Source organism: Pseudomonas sp. Leaf58 (assembly GCF_003627215.1).
Classification (GTDB): Bacteria; Pseudomonadota; Gammaproteobacteria; order Pseudomonadales; family Pseudomonadaceae; genus Aquipseudomonas.
The window spans coordinates 306412-321883 of sequence record NZ_CP032678.1 but is presented as its reverse complement, the minus strand read 5'-3'; the positions used below and the strand labels follow the sequence as shown (position 1 = coordinate 321883).

The 15472-nt window shown below is 56.8% G+C and carries 20 protein-coding genes; 9 read left to right on the top strand and 11 right to left on the bottom strand.

Going from position 1 to position 15472, the window contains the following annotated elements; all coding sequences use genetic code 11:
• Nucleotides 1-9: 9 nt before the first annotated feature.
• From DV532_RS26930 to DV532_RS26915, 3 genes are all read left to right on the top strand, one after another.
• Complete coding sequence (locus tag DV532_RS26930; protein ID WP_156675944.1) at nucleotides 10-1215, top strand: hypothetical protein; 1206 nt, start codon at nucleotides 10-12, stop codon at nucleotides 1213-1215.
• 810 nt (nucleotides 1216-2025) lie between these two features.
• Nucleotides 2026-2601 (top strand): hypothetical protein, encoded by a 576-nt coding sequence (locus tag DV532_RS26920; protein WP_162949001.1) that lies wholly within the window; start codon nucleotides 2026-2028, stop codon nucleotides 2599-2601.
• 78 nt (nucleotides 2602-2679) lie between these two features.
• On the top strand, nucleotides 2680-3450 hold the full coding sequence (locus tag DV532_RS26915) for a hypothetical protein (protein WP_056799201.1): 771 nt from the start codon (nucleotides 2680-2682) through the stop codon (nucleotides 3448-3450).
• Between the two features lie 27 nt (nucleotides 3451-3477).
• Here the strand turns inward: DV532_RS26915 and DV532_RS26910 are convergent, their stop codons facing one another.
• The 11 genes from DV532_RS26910 to DV532_RS26865 all read right to left on the bottom strand — a co-directional run bounded on the left by DV532_RS26910 (nucleotide 3478) and on the right by DV532_RS26865 (nucleotide 11329).
• On the bottom strand, nucleotides 3478-4044 hold the full coding sequence (locus DV532_RS26910; RefSeq protein ID WP_056799204.1) for a hypothetical protein: 567 nt from the start codon (nucleotides 4042-4044) through the stop codon (nucleotides 3478-3480).
• A 127-nt stretch (nucleotides 4045-4171) separates the two neighbouring features.
• On the bottom strand, nucleotides 4172-5545 hold the full coding sequence (locus DV532_RS26905) for a hypothetical protein (RefSeq protein WP_056799205.1): 1374 nt from the start codon (nucleotides 5543-5545) through the stop codon (nucleotides 4172-4174).
• A 158-nt stretch (nucleotides 5546-5703) separates the two neighbouring features.
• Nucleotides 5704-6015: a hypothetical protein gene (locus DV532_RS26900; protein WP_056799207.1), complete on the bottom strand. Its 312-nt coding sequence runs from the start codon at nucleotides 6013-6015 to the stop codon at nucleotides 5704-5706.
• 24 nt (nucleotides 6016-6039) lie between these two features.
• On the bottom strand, nucleotides 6040-6591 hold the full coding sequence (locus tag DV532_RS26895; protein WP_236707504.1) for a DUF262 domain-containing protein: 552 nt from the start codon (nucleotides 6589-6591) through the stop codon (nucleotides 6040-6042).
• Nucleotides 6588-7511, bottom strand: coding sequence for a hypothetical protein (locus DV532_RS26890; protein ID WP_056799213.1), 924 nt, complete (start codon nucleotides 7509-7511; stop codon nucleotides 6588-6590). The genes DV532_RS26895 and DV532_RS26890 overlap by 4 nt, the downstream gene beginning before the upstream one ends.
• 68 nt (nucleotides 7512-7579) lie before the next feature.
• Nucleotides 7580-7786 carry a hypothetical protein gene (locus DV532_RS30540; protein WP_156675945.1) on the bottom strand — a complete coding sequence of 69 codons (207 nt, stop codon included), beginning with the start codon at nucleotides 7784-7786 and terminating at the stop codon, nucleotides 7580-7582.
• Between the two features lie 10 nt (nucleotides 7787-7796).
• Entirely contained in the window at nucleotides 7797-8207 is a 411-nt protein-coding gene (locus DV532_RS26885; protein WP_056799216.1) for a hypothetical protein, read from the bottom strand.
• Between the two features lie 2 nt (nucleotides 8208-8209).
• Complete coding sequence (locus tag DV532_RS26880) at nucleotides 8210-8671, bottom strand: hypothetical protein (protein ID WP_056799219.1); 462 nt, start codon at nucleotides 8669-8671, stop codon at nucleotides 8210-8212.
• Between the two features lie 111 nt (nucleotides 8672-8782).
• The gene (locus DV532_RS30745; protein WP_177339531.1) at nucleotides 8783-9829 is read right to left on the bottom strand and encodes a hypothetical protein; all 1047 of its coding nucleotides are present in this window, start codon (nucleotides 9827-9829) and stop codon (nucleotides 8783-8785) included.
• A 5-nt stretch (nucleotides 9830-9834) separates the two neighbouring features.
• Nucleotides 9835-10854, bottom strand: a complete 1020-nt coding sequence (locus DV532_RS26870) for a DUF3850 domain-containing protein (RefSeq protein ID WP_056799223.1) — start codon at nucleotides 10852-10854, stop codon at nucleotides 9835-9837.
• A gap of 73 nt (nucleotides 10855-10927) precedes the next feature.
• The gene (locus DV532_RS26865; protein WP_056799225.1) at nucleotides 10928-11329 is read right to left on the bottom strand and encodes a hypothetical protein; all 402 of its coding nucleotides are present in this window, start codon (nucleotides 11327-11329) and stop codon (nucleotides 10928-10930) included.
• A gap of 337 nt (nucleotides 11330-11666) precedes the next feature.
• Here DV532_RS26865 and DV532_RS26860 point away from each other — a divergent pair, with 337 nt between their 5' ends.
• From DV532_RS26860 to DV532_RS26840, 6 genes are all read left to right on the top strand, one after another.
• Complete coding sequence (locus DV532_RS26860; protein WP_120715444.1) at nucleotides 11667-12008, top strand: glyoxalase superfamily protein; 342 nt, start codon at nucleotides 11667-11669, stop codon at nucleotides 12006-12008.
• A complete protein-coding gene (locus tag DV532_RS26855; RefSeq protein ID WP_120715443.1) occupies nucleotides 12005-12499 on the top strand; it encodes a hypothetical protein in 495 nt (164 codons plus the stop codon). Before DV532_RS26860 ends, DV532_RS26855 begins: the two co-directional genes overlap by 4 nt.
• A 115-nt stretch (nucleotides 12500-12614) precedes the next feature.
• Nucleotides 12615-12761, top strand: coding sequence for a hypothetical protein (locus DV532_RS30535; RefSeq protein WP_162949000.1), 147 nt, complete (start codon nucleotides 12615-12617; stop codon nucleotides 12759-12761).
• A gap of 305 nt (nucleotides 12762-13066) precedes the next feature.
• Nucleotides 13067-13855 (top strand): hypothetical protein, encoded by a 789-nt coding sequence (locus DV532_RS26850; protein ID WP_056799229.1) that lies wholly within the window; start codon nucleotides 13067-13069, stop codon nucleotides 13853-13855.
• On the top strand, nucleotides 13855-14787 hold the full coding sequence (locus DV532_RS26845; protein ID WP_056799230.1) for a hypothetical protein: 933 nt from the start codon (nucleotides 13855-13857) through the stop codon (nucleotides 14785-14787). Before DV532_RS26850 ends, DV532_RS26845 begins: the two co-directional genes overlap by 1 nt.
• A 125-nt stretch (nucleotides 14788-14912) precedes the next feature.
• Nucleotides 14913-15344, top strand: coding sequence for a hypothetical protein (locus tag DV532_RS26840; RefSeq protein WP_156675946.1), 432 nt, complete (start codon nucleotides 14913-14915; stop codon nucleotides 15342-15344).
• Nucleotides 15345-15472 lie beyond the last annotated feature (128 nt).

Genomic DNA, 15472 nt, shown 5'->3' with positions numbered 1-15472 from the left:
AAGCGGCAAGTGGATGAGGTGATTGCTGTCTCTCAAGGCGAGCAGGCAAGTATTCTGTTCAACCTGCCGGCCAAGCTCAAAACCCGCCCCCTGATCAAGCGCCCTCAACAATTCATCGGCGGCGCTGTGATCAGTCTCGCCATAGCCGGTGTAGTGCCAGGCCTTGCGCACCTTGTCCGCGCCAACGACCTAATCAACCCCATTCCAGTGGAGGGCACGCGCTTTGAGGGCAACCTGGGCCCGGTCAATGTCATTGAGCAGGGGCAGTTTTCTTCCTACGTACCGTTCATGCGCAGTGTTCGCGTGGTTCTGGATGCCTGGCGGGCCACACCTGCAGAGCTTGACCAGGTGCAGATGAATGCTAGGGCCTACTTTGCCTCTCGCACTGAAACGGGGCAGGAGGCCAATGGCTGCGTCATAAGAAGCTACGCCAAACCATGGAACATCTCGAAGGTTTACTTTGGGACGGACAACCCCAATAGCCCGACGATCATGAACCGGAACCTTCTGGATTTTGTCATTCCCGCGCATGAGCTTACCCACTGCCTGTACAACATTGAGGATGGCGTAAACATCCGCAATGAGCATGAGTTCGACCCGCAGTATTTCAGCAGCGTGATGGAGACAGCCGGCGACCTCGGCATGGTGCTTCTCTACGCGCAGAAAACCGGCACCTTCGATGCTTTCAGCAATATGCTCCGGCTGGAGCGACGGGCCGATATCTCGGTGAAGAATCAGGATCACACCACCGTGTGGGCCATGGATGTCTTGCTCAAGGGCATTGATCCTAAGGCGATGACGCAAAAGTCAGTGGCCGAGATTGCTAAGATCATGCGCGAGACCATGGCCAACCATTTCGAACGGAATGGCTTCCTGGTCAACCCGGATGAGCCAGGCGCTCAGGTGACACCGGCGATGCAGGCCGTGCGCGATGAGATCACTGCGCAGCGTTGGCTGGCCATGGCCCGCACTGGCAAGGGCTGCCCCACCCCGCAGGTCGAGGCGCTGGTCGATCGCCTGCGAGACGATGTCAGGCAGTCCTTGGCTAACAATCAGAACCGCTTCATCAGCGACCTGAGCGAGCAGGAGAAGCGCAAAATCTTCACCCGCACCATCTCGTTTGCCGATGACATGGGCTTCCCCTATTCGGCACCGGTCGACCGCAAGCCTGAAGACCCTGGCTATGAGATATCCGGCAGGGATCTGCCCTTCTGATCTTGCGCTAGATTGCCGCTCGACTGGACGCTGATTCAGGATCAGGCGCGGCCCAGCAAGTCATTTCCCACCTCAGGCAAAGAAAATCCCAGAGATCGCTCCCTGGGAGTGGCCGTGTGCCCGCGTGGCTGGCCATTTCCACCCGGCGCTACCAAGTCAACAGGGGTGTCGATTGGTCATCCAGCGTTACTGGCCCCCTGAAGAGTCACCTGCTTAAAGAAGCCGATCGCTCCACGCTGCCATTACAATTATGGCCTAAATGGTTGAAATATGGCAATGTGGCAGGCTAAATAGACGTCTGTAATGCTTGCCTGAAATGCTATGCTGCAGGTAATCAATCACACCGAGGAGATGTACGTATGGCGGGAGATTGCGAGACCCAAAAACTAGGTGGGTCGGACAGCTTGGCTTATATAAAAGCTTGCTGTGAGGTGTATTCCCGCGCTGTTTCAGGTGGTCGAAATCCGCATTTGGGCCACCTGAACAAATTCATTCGTGAAATGAAGCTTGAGAAGATCCAGCCAGGCGCAACACGCGGTGGTTAACTGGAGGGTCACGAACTTGTCCAATAATTGCGGTGCCAGCCCAAAACCTGGCACCCTGAGCGAGCTGAGCAATGGAATTACATGAGTCGCAATTCGATGAAACGCACATCAGCCTGAACCCAGATCAGGATGCGGTGCTGCAGCGCACGGTCAAGAGATCCAGCAGAACCTGGGCTCCCTGCTCTGGTTTAAGAGCCAAGACGCCAGCCTGACGCGAGGCCTGGCATCCAGCGTACTGAACATCACTGAAAGCCATATCAAGGCCTTGGGCGAGCTGCTCGAAGTTGCGACTCAGGCGGCTGCGGACAGTGAAGAGCGCCATGCAGATCTGCGCAGAGCAAACATGGAGGTACACAGGCTGGAAGCACTGATCGGTAGCACCCAAGATCCTGCCAATGTGCAGCTAGCCCTCGCTTCGATGGTTGAGCAGCTTGATGGATGGTGGAAACTGGACGGGTTTGGCCATGTCCGGGAAGTCCAATTTGGTCAATATAATTGTAAAGCTGATTTTTCCTGCCGGCTCTTTGGGCATTACCCGCTGACCAATTCGGCGACCCCGATTTCGGACAAGGAACAAAAGGCTTTGTGGGAGCAGTCCCTGGTCGATCGAGGTTTTGTCCTGTTTGATCGGCGTGACGGGGATGGCCAGTGCCTGCGTGACTGCCAGACCAACCGTGACCTGCTGGTGGCACTGTTTGCCGAGCGGCTGCCGAGTGCGCAGATCCATCGGTTTGTCAGCCATGAGGCGAAGAACGGGTCGGTGCTCGAAGGCCTGGAGGTCTATATCCGCAAGATCGAGCAGATCAAGACATTGCCCGTGGCGGAGACCGAGGCCGAATAACGGCTTCGCGGTATATTGGTTATTGCACAAATGGTTGCTTGCTGGCCACTGACCAGCAAGAGAAAAAGGAGATTAGGCGTGCCAGAGTTTTACTACCAGATCAAAGGACGTTTGCCAGATGATCAGCTGGGGATGGGGGCATTCAACTCGAATTGGGAATGGCCACCCCTGTTCTCCGACAAGGTCGAGGCCCCGAATAAAAAGGCGGCCAAGCTGCTGATCGAAGAGGAGTACGGGCGGCAGTTTCCACTGCGTGTGCTGACGAAAGACCTGAAAAACCATGCCTTTCTGCTGTCGATCAGTGAAATCCTCCCGGAGGATGACGTCATGCGACGGCGGTTTGCGTTTCTGGATTGCAAGGAATGCACGGCCCGTTTCCGCATCATCGACAAATTCAACAACCCTGCCGAACGCGATACAGGCCCGGATTTTTGCTCACAAAGCTGTGCGGAAGAGGGTCGCTTGCGCCGGATCAAGGATTACGACCTGGTCTGCAGCGGCAAACTACCGGCAGTGATTTACCTGATCCGCCAGCTCTCCACAGGCAAGTGCTATGTGGGTCAGACCATCAGGCCGATCACCCTGCGCTGGTGGCAACACCTGACGTATCCAAGCGAGTCCAAATTCCACCAGGTTATCAAATCCACGCCACTGACAGATTGGCAGTTCCAGGCACTCGAAACCATCGCCCTGCCGGATGATCATCCAAACAAGGCCGCCTACATCAATGACCGCGAGCGCCACTGGATCCTGCACTTCGACTGCATTGCCAATGGCTACAACACCGTGTTGCCGAGCGGTGCGGCGAGTGCTGAGCCTGAGCTGGAATTTGACCTTCCAGAGCCGTAAGCTTTCCATCAAAAGCGGGCTGGCACGCTAAAGCGCCTGGATGGACTTGTAGGTTTTCGGCGCGCTGCCAACCCCTTCTCGCCATTGCGGGCTCTCGCTGTCCATGAGGATGCAGAGGCTGTCCCATTGATCGATCAGGCGCGCCCATTGCGTCGAAGTTGCTTTCATCAGCTGCAGATTGCTGGCGACCTCAGGAACCTGTTCACACAGCTTGCGGCACCGCGAGAAATCAGCGGGGTCAGCAGGAAACCCCTTGCCCGGCAATTCAACCCCCAGCACGACCGAAAACAGATGCTCTGAGCTAGAGCCGCGCTCGCCAGACACCAGCCAGTTAAACGCCTCGGCGCTGACCGTCTTGTAGCCCAACTCCTGGCGGGCAATTTCAGTGGCTCGCTCCAGGACATAGGGGTCAGCGGCCAGCCGCTTCAAGTCTTCGGGCAACCCCCTCACCAGTGAAGCACCCAGCATGCGCTGAAGTCGAAGATCCATGTCGGCCTCTTCTGGAGCCTTCTGGATAATCCGAACCAACTCCATAATGGGGATGCTGCCATAGGCAATCAGGCAGTTGTGGCGGATTTCGGTCGTGTAGTCCATGTTCTGTCCTCAAGGCGGATAAGCGAGCAGCGTGTGGCACTGACTTGCTAAACTGGCAATGCAATATACAGGTAAACCATAGCTAATATCCAGCCGGGTCAACCCGCAATGGCGTGCTCAGTGCCGCTTATAAGCCCAATTCGGTCGCGAGCGTATTTTCAAGCGACGAATCATGCATCATGTCCAGCAGCTTGGCGTCCTGGGTGATGGCGTACAGCGTCTCGATCGCCCTGTTGCGATCCTTGCGATTGTGCAGCACCAGCCCTGCCAGCTTGAGCGTATAGGTGTCCTGCACCACCACTTCGGCGAGGGTTTTGTAAACCTCTGTGGGCCGTGGTGTCACATCACGCGGATTGATCAGGTAACTTATGGCCAGACGACAGGCCGTGCCAGCGGTAGCCTTCTGGGCCCGCTGCAGCTCCAGTCCAGTGCCTCTATTGGTCAATAGCGCCGTAACAACAACGGGCCAGTTGTGGGCAATGCTTGCCACCCAGCGGAAGTAGTTGGCGAGCAGGAGCGGGGCGGAGCCTTGCATCTTTTTTACGTCGAACTGGCGGCTGATCTGCAGCGCCAGCATCTCATCGTGCTGGCCAGGCTTGATCGCCTTCATTACCACCTGCAGCACTTGCCGGGCTTGCTCCAAGATCGCCTGATACTTCTCGGCGCCATGAATGGTCAGGGGCCCTGGCGCGAGTTTTTGCACAAACGCCTGGTAAAGGTGTTCGACTTGTCTACCCTCGAACAAAAGCCTGATCAGCTGAGGATCAAGGCTGAATTTAGCCTCCCCTTCTATGACCTTTAGGGTCAGGTACTCTGCGTAGGCCTGGGCGAGGCGGGCCGTCACCGGGGAGTAGTGTTTACGCAAAAAGGTGATTTTTGAACACAAACTACGCCTGGCCATATGCTCGTGGCCATCCTCGAACAAACCTTTGAGGAACGCGGCCTCCTCCTGCTTGATCTCAGGGGTGAAGCTCCATTGCTCGGATGCGTCAGGTGAAAACTGCATGACCGCGTAGGCAAGGTAACAGGTATTCGGTGCGCCGCTGAGCCGCAAGCCGTCATACTCAAGGGCCAGGCGATGGATATCCATAAGCGCCAGCCTGTTCAGGTTGAAGGTAAACACTGACTTGGGATTTGCATTGATCAGTTCCCACACCGCCTCCAGATGCCGGGCCTGCTCGCGATTATCGACAACCGCCGTGCACAACAGGGTGTCGGTCAGATGCTGGCGGATGGTTGATGGGTTTAGGCCACGGGGCACCAATTTCAAGATGGCTTCGAACTTGGCTGAGAATGCGGCGGGATTCTGCATGCGATGAATGGCATCAATCAGCCAAATGCCATGCACCAGCTTGGAGGGCGAGCTACGGTACAGCTGCACCTTCTGTTCAACTCCCAGCCGCTCATGACTGCCGGCATACCCATACGCGCAGGTGCCCGTGTCGATGTACTGCAGCAGCGCTTCTAGCACCTCTGCTGCTGTAGGGGTGGCGTGGCTCATGGCGGTATCTCAGTTCGGTGTGCAAGGCTTTTGCAGGTTGTCCAGGATGGCAACTCCATAAAAGCTGCAAATACAGGTTGCGGTCAATCCATTGCTGCAGCCGGTGAGTGCGGAAAGTCGCTGCTTGACCCGCATCAATCAATAACCTTGAGCCCCATTCAGCTTTCGACGTGCCAGGGCTTGGCTTTCAGTTCCAGAACCCTGCGCTGGGCCTGAGCAATAATCCCCAATTCCTGGCGGATCAATGTCTGGGTATCATTCTGGGCATTCCAGGCAGCCGCCATCTGCCCCGCCCTGGGGTTGATGCTCAGCTCGGCAAGGGCCTCGGCACCGCATTTTTTGCACTTTCCGCCGCCCATGTTGAACGATGCATCGTGGTTGTGCAACAAAGCAATGTCTGTTCCGCCGCATTGCAAACAAGGGGCAACGTAAATGTTGCTCGCAAGGTTAACGGTTTCTTCACTTGGCATGGTAGCTCCTGGGTTGTACAAACTTCAGTCCTGCGGGGCTTCACGGGTCTCATCGAGCAAAGCAAGATCCACAAGGGTATGAGCGGTGCCGCTGAAGTTCAGTCGGCGATACAGCGTCTTCAGCAGGGTCTCGTCAGCCTGGTACTCCAGCTCAATGCAGGGGAACACGATGTTTTCGAAGCGGCGACGCTTCTCAGCCACGCTAAGGCTGCTATAGCGAATGCCTCCAAACACGGCGATTTCATCGTTGATGAACCGGGCAATTGCCGTGATGCGTTGTTGGCCATCCAGCAGCCAGCCAGACATCGGCAAGTCTTTGCCATCGTCGCCGTACTCGCGGCCATTGATGACATAGAAGCCGGTGCCGAGGCCCAAGAAGATGCCTTCGATAAAGCGAATCTGCTGCTCATTGCTCCAGCAGGGCGGGCGTTGCCAGGACGGCAGCACCAGGTTCAGCAGCTGGCGTTCAGACGTCTGATTGGGGCGAGCCGCAGTCCCTTGCCACAGGCTGCTGATGGTGTAGGAGCGCTGGGTGCCAGTGAGGATCGGCTCGGGTAACTGGAGGGTTTTCATCATTGATTTCCGACCATTTTATCCGTAATAGCGTTGATGAAATCCTTGCCGTAATAGGCGTGGGCGGGAACGCCGGGATTGGAGTCGTCGTCCGCCACCTTGAGGTCAGCGTAATTGCCGCCCATCTCGTTGATGATCGCATATTTGACCCGATCGGCGGTAGCGCGGTCATTCTTTTGCGGGAGCCAGGCGCGCACCACGTTGCCTTCGGGGTTGACGAGGAAGACCATGGTTGGCCACCAGTCAAAAAATGGGCTGTCGGCGCTTTCCAGGCCACCTTGGGCCGCGATGACATAGCGCTTGCCCATCGACGACTCGTCATCAGGCATGGCCAAAAAGGGTGCTATCCAGTCCTTGAATGCCAGGCGCCCGCTCTCGGGCAGTCTCTGCACGGGGGAGGCGAAATAGTTGTTCACGCACAGGCGAAAGGCTTTGTCACAGGGTGAGTGCTTATGTGTCAGGAAATAACCCTTGGAGGGATGCGCCCAGTTTCCTGGCAGCGGCGCCGCATCATAACCCATGAAATTAATTTCCAGCGCCACCTTGTTGGCCTTCGTCCACTGGCTCACTGCCCCCAGAAAACGACTCTCCTGGGCGCTGCGCTCAATCGCGGACTCGGCACGGCCAAAGCCATTGCGCAGGAAAGTCTGGTCGTTTTTCGGCGCAACGTACGCTGAGTAGACATTGGCTGTGACCCAAAGCGACCAGCCCTTGGGCTTCCATGAGGCAGCTTCGAACGCCCAGGCCGTGCCGTTTGGCGCAGTTCGATCCGGCGACGTTTTGAGCGCGTACACCGGGCCTGGCAGCTGGAATGGAGGGGTTCCGATGACCTTGCCGCCAATTAGAATTTCACTGATCTGGCTCGAATCACCGCAACCTGGCAGCGCCAGCGTCAGACCAACCATTGCCATGGCACGCTTCATGTTACCCACCTGCATTGGAGAGAAGAATAGAAAACCTGCAAATCTCAGGCTGTTTAGAAACCCCATGCTCAGCCCTCGGCACTGGGCAGCACAACATGGGCGGTCTTCAGCGCGATCTCGATCTGCCTGAGGCTCGCCGATGGCCGCCTGCAACAGTTACCGGGAATGGAGTGATCTTCTTTCCAGAAAGTCCCGTGATGCAAGCGCACAAAGAAACGATCGCCAATTTGAATGCGGGTGCCCACGGGATGATCCTTGAGTTCCAATTGCGCCATGGCAGTGCCCTCAACTGAGGGCCGCGACAACGCGGCGGCCAATGAGCTTTTCAATTTTCGCCGCAGCAGAACCAGCGGCGCGTTTGTATGCGGCCATTTTCTGTTTGGTGACCTGGCCCTGTTTATTAGCATCATCGACATCACCGAAGAATGTTGACCCCTCCAGCGACTCGGCAAGGACTTCCAGAGCGTCAGTGCACGGGAGCGGGAACACATAGACTTCAGCCTCGATTAGCTTGACCAATTGCCCGGCATACTCAGCCGCCCATTCAGCATCCACCGAATCGAACACTTCTTCGCAGTGTTCCTCATGCTCCAGGAGCTCCAGGCGATGCAGCATCACTTGCGCTTCATTGGCAGTGAATACCACCTCTGCCGGAACATCCGCCGCTTGATCGTCTTCCGTGTTGCCTGGTTTCATGCTCATGCTCCTTGTGCCTGGCTCAAAGTGTCGACCAGTTTGCGGAAACGTGCATCCACTTGCGCGATGCGTTGCTCATGACCATCCACCAGCGCTTGCAGGCGCCGGCATTCTGCCCCTTGCACCGCAAAAAAACCTGCCTGAAGCTGCTGTCCGCGTACTCGCCAGAAATCCCACAGTGTGCGTGTGTGTTCGCAGACGAACTGGCCCCCAGCATCCACGCGCACATCCAACAGCCGTGCATGGCACTGGCTGAGGAAGGCATCACGATCTTCGCCAAGCTCGGGGCCAATGTCCGGCCAGGCCGGAGTTTCCGATGGCAATTGTACGTCCTGCGCTTCGTTTTGCGCTACGTCGCGGATGGCAGCACACAGCTCACGCCAAATAACCGGATCAAGCGGTGGAAGCTGCCCAGAAAGCTTGAGGAGCCGTTCGCTCAGTGTTTGCCCTGTCTGCTCAGGCATGCTGATCACCCGTGTTGAAATGGCCGAGGTAGTCTCGCCCGTATCTCTGAGAATTTACCATTGTACAATCAACCCCAGCTTCAGGCCGGGGTCTCGCCCATAGCCGACGCGTCAGCCCTTCCTGGTTTGTCCCGATGCCTTGCCGTAGTGTGCCTCAAGATCCTCCAGCGACTCCTGAAGGTCATTGGCTCGGTGTTCGGCAGCATCGGCACGTTTGCATTCTTCGTGCTTCATGCGCAAGAAGCGTTCGGCACGCTCCTTGTACAAATCGCTCTGTTGTTGGGCCTGAGTGAGAGCGCGCTGATATACCATAGGATGAAGCTCGGCACCCGCAACCTGCTGTAGTTTCTGAGCCACCGTTTCATATTCGGCGGGTGGCACAAACTGGGTATGTCGACCCTCGATGGTCAGCTCCCAGCCAGCAATTAGGCCTTCGGCCCCAGGAGCAGCAGCGCTTGGCGCTGAAGGGGCGACTCCCCCCGAAGCCGCCGCCCTCCCTTTCTCGGCGAGTGTCTCCAAATGCACGGCAGCGTGGATGATACCGGTATGGTGGCCTTTGCTACCCAGCCAGGCAGAGGATTCATGCTCGCGCAGTGCCTGGGCAGCTTGCGCAAGCCCGTCAGCCTGCGCCTGCGCCAGCTGTTGCTTCAGCGTTTCGATTTCAATCAGAGCCTGGTCAAGCTGCAGCTGCCGCTCGATAGCCTGCTGCGCCGCCTCCGGGGGCAGCTGGAACAGCGGCAGGACATTGCGCGGATCCGGGGTATGGTGATCGGTACCAGTTACACGGCCAAAATCGCGTCGGGTGTAACGGTGGATGCCCGCCTCGTCTTCCATGGTTTCATGCATCATCCCTTCGTTGTGGGTGCGCACAAAGCGAACCAGGACACCACCCAGTGTCCGGTAGAAATTACCAGCTACAAAAGGAACCTGCACTGCTGGCTCGACCTGGGGCACCGGGGTCTTGAGCTCGGACGCCAGAAACCGGGCCAGGTGATAGGCAAAGTCGCCAGCAAGCTCGGTGTTGATGTAGCCTGTGAAATCCTGGCGTTCCAGGCGCTGCCGGAAAAGCCGGGTAACGAATTCGCGTCCGCCCTCGGTGGTGTTCAGATCAAGGCCTTCGACCAGGTCGATGACAGCGGTATCGTGGGTGGTGGTCATGGTCATTACACTCCGTTGCCCAAGGCTTCTTGTTCGCGGTAGGCTTCCACGTACTCGTTACGGTGATGGATTTTCAGCCGGGCGATTTCGGTGCTCATGGGCAGCACATGGTGCTCGTAGCAAGCCTTCCAGCCTTTCCATTCGCTGTTCGGCCCGGCAGGAAACGGCTCATCACGCAGCCCACCTTCATCCCAGTACAGCCCATCTTCGCGCAGCTTGTAACGCGCAGCGTCGGGGAATTTTTGCGAGAAGACAGGGCGGTCTGCCTCGCAATCGACGGGCAGTGGCGCGTGATGAACAGGTGCAGGGATAATGTACAGCAAGCTGGTGTCCGCCCCGGCGCTGTCCCCATCAAGGAACAGATCCATTTTGAAAGTGCCCTTCCGATGCAGATTGCTTTGCAGGAATTTGGCGTCCTCGGTATTGATCAGGCAAACCATTTGCGGCTTGGTGGGTGTGGGGTGCACGTAGTCGTAGAAATACCATTCGAAGTCAGCGCGTTTTTCAATGCGTTGAGCCGCCTTCTCCAGGTGCGAGTCAATCCCCCGTGCTCCCCGGTTGTGTTGCTTGCCACGCCGGACAATAGTTGCAGCCCGATGCAGGGCCTGGGTTTCCATGATATCTGGCGATTGGCTCATCCATTCCAGGGCCGCCAGCCAACCCACCCGCGCCGATTCACGCTGCGCGTCGTCCAGCGGATGCTGTTCCTGAGACGCCCATTGACTGAAGGCTGCCTGCTCTGCAGGGTTTTTCACCGCGTCCAGGTCATATTTCTTGGGAACTGGCGCGTAACAAACCAAGCAGAGGTCATCGAGCTGGCCATCGTATTCGACGTGGGTGATCGTCCGGGTCATTTCGTGAGGAGTCGGGTTGCCGGTTTCGTCCACCAGGTTGAAATGCATCGTATCACCCACGCGGTATCGATGCGGCGCAGTGTCGGAACAATCGCGTAGTTCGGCGTTCTTGGCGCCTGACAGTAGATCAAAAAATGCCATTTTAGGCAGCTTTACCCTGTGGGTGGTCATACGTGGTCGCTCCGAAATGTAAGTCTGAAATCCATGGGGTCGGTCAGGAGTACATCTGTGCCCCTCACGATAATCAGCTGCCTGCCAGGGCGGGCCCGCGTCCCCGCTGAGGGTGGGACTGGTTTTCTTCCAAGATGGCGCTGGCCAGGGTGTACAGGGCCTTCAGCACTTTGGGCGACTGGCCGCCACCACTGCCGTAGGTACAGAATTGCACGCTGCTGGAGTGGCCCTCCGGGTCGATGACCGTGACAATCATGTCACCATCCTCCTCACGGAACAGTTCCAGGCGGCCTTGCCCCATGTCTTCCCAGCGGCGCAAATGCTCATTGATGGGAACTGGCTTCTGGTCGCTGTTGAGCGAGGCGGCGTATTTGCGCGCTGCCTCAAGCACTTCGTGGCCTGAAAAATCTTCGCCCACGGTATTACCATGTTCTGTCATCAATTCTTCGACTTGCTTGATGTGGTAGTCCAGCATGGGGTAACCCTCATTCGAAGTGGGCCGGGCGGAACGCTGTGTTTTGCAAGCAAAGACCACGGCTGTACAGGTTCGCACCCCTGTATTCGAATTATAAGTCGCATTGCCAAATTGTCAATATTTGGCATACGCGCACATTGTCTATTTATGTGTTTATTGACACAAAATGCCGGGGTGGATATTATCATTCGTGGCTATCCGCAGCCAGTCGTCCTCGCCCGCATGGGTACGGTGAATGCGGGGTGCAACCAAAGCCTCGGGTGACCATTTACCAGGCTTCGAGAACGAGGACTCCGATCGCGCAGTGCGCCAGCCTGGCCACATCTGGAAGCCAGTTATGTCCGCAAAAATTCTGAAATCACGGGCCAAGCGCCTGCGCCATGCCATTGAGAAAATGCTTGGCATTCCTGTTTCACATTCTCAAGCACTGGAGCTGGTGGCCAAAGAGGAAAACTATCCTCATTGGGACGCCGCATGTGCTGCCCACCTTAAAGCCCTGCCGCAGGAGCGCTGCAACCCTCTGGTGCGGGAGCTGCGCACTCAGATACGTCCAGACTGGGTGGGGCAATACGACGAGGTGTTCGCAATAACCCGCAGCTGGGCAAGGAGATTCAGGATTTCCTGCGCACGCCGAAAGGTGGTCTGGTCATCTTGGCTGGTAGCACTGGCTGCGGCATGACCACCACGCTTTCGCAAATGGCGGATGAAGCCCTGATCCAGGGTCACGACTCTGTCGATTTCTACCAGTTCGGTAAGCAGGAGCGGGAATACCCCGCGGCCATCAAATGGGTCAACGCAAGTGGGGGCCAAAGCATTATGGGTAGCGCCCTCTCCCGCTCTGGCATTGTGTTTGTCGACGACTTGCGCTGTGGTCGCGTGGCTTATGAAGCCTTGCAGCTGGCACAAATCGGCTTCAAGATAGTTGTTGGTCTGCACGCCGCCGATCCGATCGTGAGGATCAAGACCTTGATGGGGCAGGCTGGCCTGGGTGAATTTGCAGGCCAAATTGACCAACTTCCGTTCCTGCTCATGTTTGAGCAGCAGCCTGTGTGGCCTGCGGCGGGCATGCAGGAAATTTGGCGGTCGCGCCTTAGAAAACTGGAGGCGATTGGCTTGGCTGATGATCTGCGCAACCTCGGCGGCCAAAGTCCACTGGGGGCAGGGCTTTAGGATCAATCACCAGTGCTGGGTGTGCCGGAGTCAACTAGCATACCTGGCCTACTTTGGCGTATATCCATTGCCCAACGAACATCAATCACCACACCGCCTTTTACGGAGTAACCCCATGGAACTCAAAGTCATCGTCAGTAAAGCAGAACTCGAAGAAATGGACATGAGCCAGGATGATCTGCATGCCCATGTGGTTGCCGCCCTGGACGAAGCCGACCCGCAGGTCGTCGGGTTCGGTGTTGAAGTAGAGGTTGTCGATTAAGGTGCTTCAGACTACTGCAGAAACTCGGCCTGGCCGGCATCTGGCTGGCGCAGGCTTCTGCGGGCAATTGTGCAGGCAATATGCTGAGTCCATGCTGTTTAGTTGCTGTCGCCCTTAGTGTTTCCAGGCCCCGCCTCTTCTGACAATTCATGCCCAGCATTGGCCGCTGATTTGCTGAAATTTCATTGACAATTTGGCAATATATTAATAAATTGAACCCATCCCCCAGGCGTCCCTGGGGAGCGTTTGGACTCAGTAGCCCAATCAGTATGTGTGGGCGAAATCGACACTGGCGGGAGTCACGCATGAAGTACATCAAGCCAAGCAACATGAAGTTTTTAAGGGATCGCGAGGAGTCGCTCAACGTCCTGGCCGACCTCGCCCACGCTGCTCAAGGCGATGCCGGCGTGCGTGACTCCATTTTGGCCAAGATCGAGAAGTACCGCAGCGCCGATCGCGCCCAATATGCTGAGTCAGTGCTGCCCGATGGTGCTGTTCGATTGCGCCATCCCGCCATTGGTGTGGTCTCCGTCGATCACCATGTGCTACCGGCGCCGACGGTGCTGTTTGGCACCCCAAGCAAGTCGCTAACGGCCTACACCCTCACGGTGTCTCGCGCCGAGGCGACCATTACCCCTGAAGGGTTGATCACGTACGCGCCCTACGAAATCGTTGGACAATTCCAGTTGAGTGAGCTCAGCTACAACACCATGGTAACCAGTTCTGGCGGCGTCGACTCTCCGGTGACTATTGAAAAACTGGTAGGCTACCGAATCGAGCCGACGATTCCTTCGGCCTTCACCTCGCAAGCACGGCACCTGGCCACAAAAATCCAGGGGATTGTCGAGGGCATGACCGGGCGCCTGGAGCAGTTGACCACCGACTTCGAAGAATTGGGGGCCAAAGGTGGAAAGCTCAGTCAAAAGACCATCGATGCGCTTCAGCGCAACACCATTCCTGAGGTTTCCTCGCTGACGCGCAACCTCAGCTTCCAGATCTCCAAGGTCGCCGAATTCTCGCAGGAGGTCACGACCTCGCAGCGGGCTGAGGTTGAATCCCTGATTAGCCTGCGCAAAACGCAAGGGGGCAAATAATGCGTTACGTTGATGTCGTTACCGCCCGCGACCTCGGTCTCACTCCGGAAGAGCTAGCATTTTTACTGCCTGAAGCCGATCACAGCTTTGAAGCGTGGTCGCAGAAAACCGCGTACGACCGCAGCAACAAGTCCAACCGACAGAACCCATTCTCCACGCACCTGGAGAGCCTGCGAGCGCCGCGTTTCACAGCGGCGGATGCCATTGAGGGCAGCACCCTTCACCACATTCTCAATCACGACCCGACGCGCAGCGAGAACGGTCAGCTGATCGTGGAAACCAGCCTGGACGCCGATGGGCTTGGCTTGGCGCACAGCAGCTACGGCGCCGTGTCCGTCAGCAACCCGAGCGGCGCCAACGATTTCTTGGTGGGGGCGAGCACTATCAGTCAGTACTCGAAGTCAATTGTCTTCAATCTGGCGAGGGTGGATGTAGATCAGGGGCACGAAGACCGTCCGACGCTACATTCGGGGGTCGGCAGAAAGCTGGAGTTGAACCTTTCCGCCGAGCAGTTCATCCTCATGGTTCGCGGTGACGCGGGGTTCTACACGCCTTGTGGCGTGCAGATCAACACGGGACACTGGAATGATACGCCGCCCGCAATGACCTTCGATCGCCACGGCGCCGTCGACTTCAAGGCGGTGCTCGAAGACCTCCTGCAAGGCGTTCAAGCGGAGATCAGTGCCCTTCGAGCTATGGTAGCCAAAGGCGCCAGCAAGAAAGGTGAATACGCGGCATTTATCGAGCAGTCCCGGCGCATTTCCGAAGCCTACGCAAAAGTCGTCGATGAGGTGCTGGCCCTGGGTAACGCCAAAGGGGCAGCCGAAGGTCAGCGAGCCCACCGCCAGTTCATCACCGAAATGAACGAGCGCCTGGAGCAACTCAAGATCGGCCAAACCGTGCAAGAACTGCTCGGATTGACGCAGGATTGATCCACACGATGGATCAGGCCTGAGTCTGTGCCGGACTGTGTTACCAGGAACGCAGGATGCCCTTGGCAGAATGTCAGGGGCAATTTTATCAGCCAATTTCACTAGATCTGACGAAAGGTTATCCCATGAAGAAAACCCAATCGAAGGCAGGTGCTATCGGTCGCGCTTTCGCGGCGCTAAAGGCAAATCTGCATAGGTTCGGTGTCACTTTGCGCCGATGTAATCACCAGCAGGTGCTTGCCTACCACCAAAGAGCTATTCGTAAGCATCACTTCCAAATTTCACATGACGGTCAGAAACGGCTGTTGAAAGGTGAAGACCTTCTTGTTCAAAACGTCATCACCACCCCGTCAACACCGAAACACCATCACGATCATGCGGTTTTGTGCTGGGACGGACAGGGCAGAAGCTTCTTCATAGTTACTCGCAATAACTATGACTCGCACTGCGCCATCAGGCTGTGCCCGCAAGAAGAAGCGCAAAATCAAATCGAGCAGGCGCAAGCGAAAATCCTGGGTATCGAGCTGCACTTCTCTGACATTGCGCAAGGAAACTAGAGCCCAGATCATTGGTTGCTTTGCGCAGCAGCCCTCTCCGTCCCCCTATCCAGCGTGCCCTGCGAAGAGCCGGCCAGGCGGGGATTGCATGAAGGTCATCTATAGCAATTTATGCTTAAATATGACAT

Excerpts from the sequence above, each read along its gene's own strand:
- DV532_RS26865 (WP_056799225.1), bottom strand. The coding sequence starts at position 11,329 with ATGCTGGACTACCACATCAAGCAAGTCGAAGAATTGATGACAGAACAT.
- DV532_RS26910 (WP_056799204.1), bottom strand. The coding sequence starts at position 4,044 with ATGGACTACACGACCGAAATCCGCCACAACTGCCTGATTGCCTATGGC.
- DV532_RS26850 (WP_056799229.1), top strand. The coding sequence starts at position 13,067 with ATGAAGTACATCAAGCCAAGCAACATGAAGTTTTTAAGGGATCGCGAG.
- DV532_RS26880 (WP_056799219.1), bottom strand. The coding sequence starts at position 8,671 with ATGCCTGAGCAGACAGGGCAAACACTGAGCGAACGGCTCCTCAAGCTT.
- DV532_RS26905 (WP_056799205.1), bottom strand. The coding sequence starts at position 5,545 with ATGAGCCACGCCACCCCTACAGCAGCAGAGGTGCTAGAAGCGCTGCTG.
- DV532_RS30745 (WP_177339531.1), bottom strand. The coding sequence starts at position 9,829 with ATGACCACCACCCACGATACCGCTGTCATCGACCTGGTCGAAGGCCTT.
- DV532_RS30535 (WP_162949000.1), top strand. The coding sequence starts at position 12,615 with ATGGAACTCAAAGTCATCGTCAGTAAAGCAGAACTCGAAGAAATGGAC.
- DV532_RS26885 (WP_056799216.1), bottom strand. The coding sequence starts at position 8,207 with ATGAAACCAGGCAACACGGAAGACGATCAAGCGGCGGATGTTCCGGCA.
- DV532_RS26845 (WP_056799230.1), top strand. The coding sequence starts at position 13,855 with ATGCGTTACGTTGATGTCGTTACCGCCCGCGACCTCGGTCTCACTCCG.
- DV532_RS30540 (WP_156675945.1), bottom strand. The coding sequence starts at position 7,786 with ATGGCGCAATTGGAACTCAAGGATCATCCCGTGGGCACCCGCATTCAA.
- DV532_RS26895 (WP_236707504.1), bottom strand. The coding sequence starts at position 6,591 with ATGATGAAAACCCTCCAGTTACCCGAGCCGATCCTCACTGGCACCCAG.
- DV532_RS26890 (WP_056799213.1), bottom strand. The coding sequence starts at position 7,511 with ATGAAGCGTGCCATGGCAATGGTTGGTCTGACGCTGGCGCTGCCAGGT.
- DV532_RS26870 (WP_056799223.1), bottom strand. The coding sequence starts at position 10,854 with ATGACCACCCACAGGGTAAAGCTGCCTAAAATGGCATTTTTTGATCTA.
- DV532_RS26855 (WP_120715443.1), top strand. The coding sequence starts at position 12,005 with ATGACCACCACGCTTTCGCAAATGGCGGATGAAGCCCTGATCCAGGGT.
- DV532_RS26860 (WP_120715444.1), top strand. The coding sequence starts at position 11,667 with ATGTCCGCAAAAATTCTGAAATCACGGGCCAAGCGCCTGCGCCATGCC.
- DV532_RS26900 (WP_056799207.1), bottom strand. The coding sequence starts at position 6,015 with ATGCCAAGTGAAGAAACCGTTAACCTTGCGAGCAACATTTACGTTGCC.
- DV532_RS26840 (WP_156675946.1), top strand. The coding sequence starts at position 14,913 with ATGAAGAAAACCCAATCGAAGGCAGGTGCTATCGGTCGCGCTTTCGCG.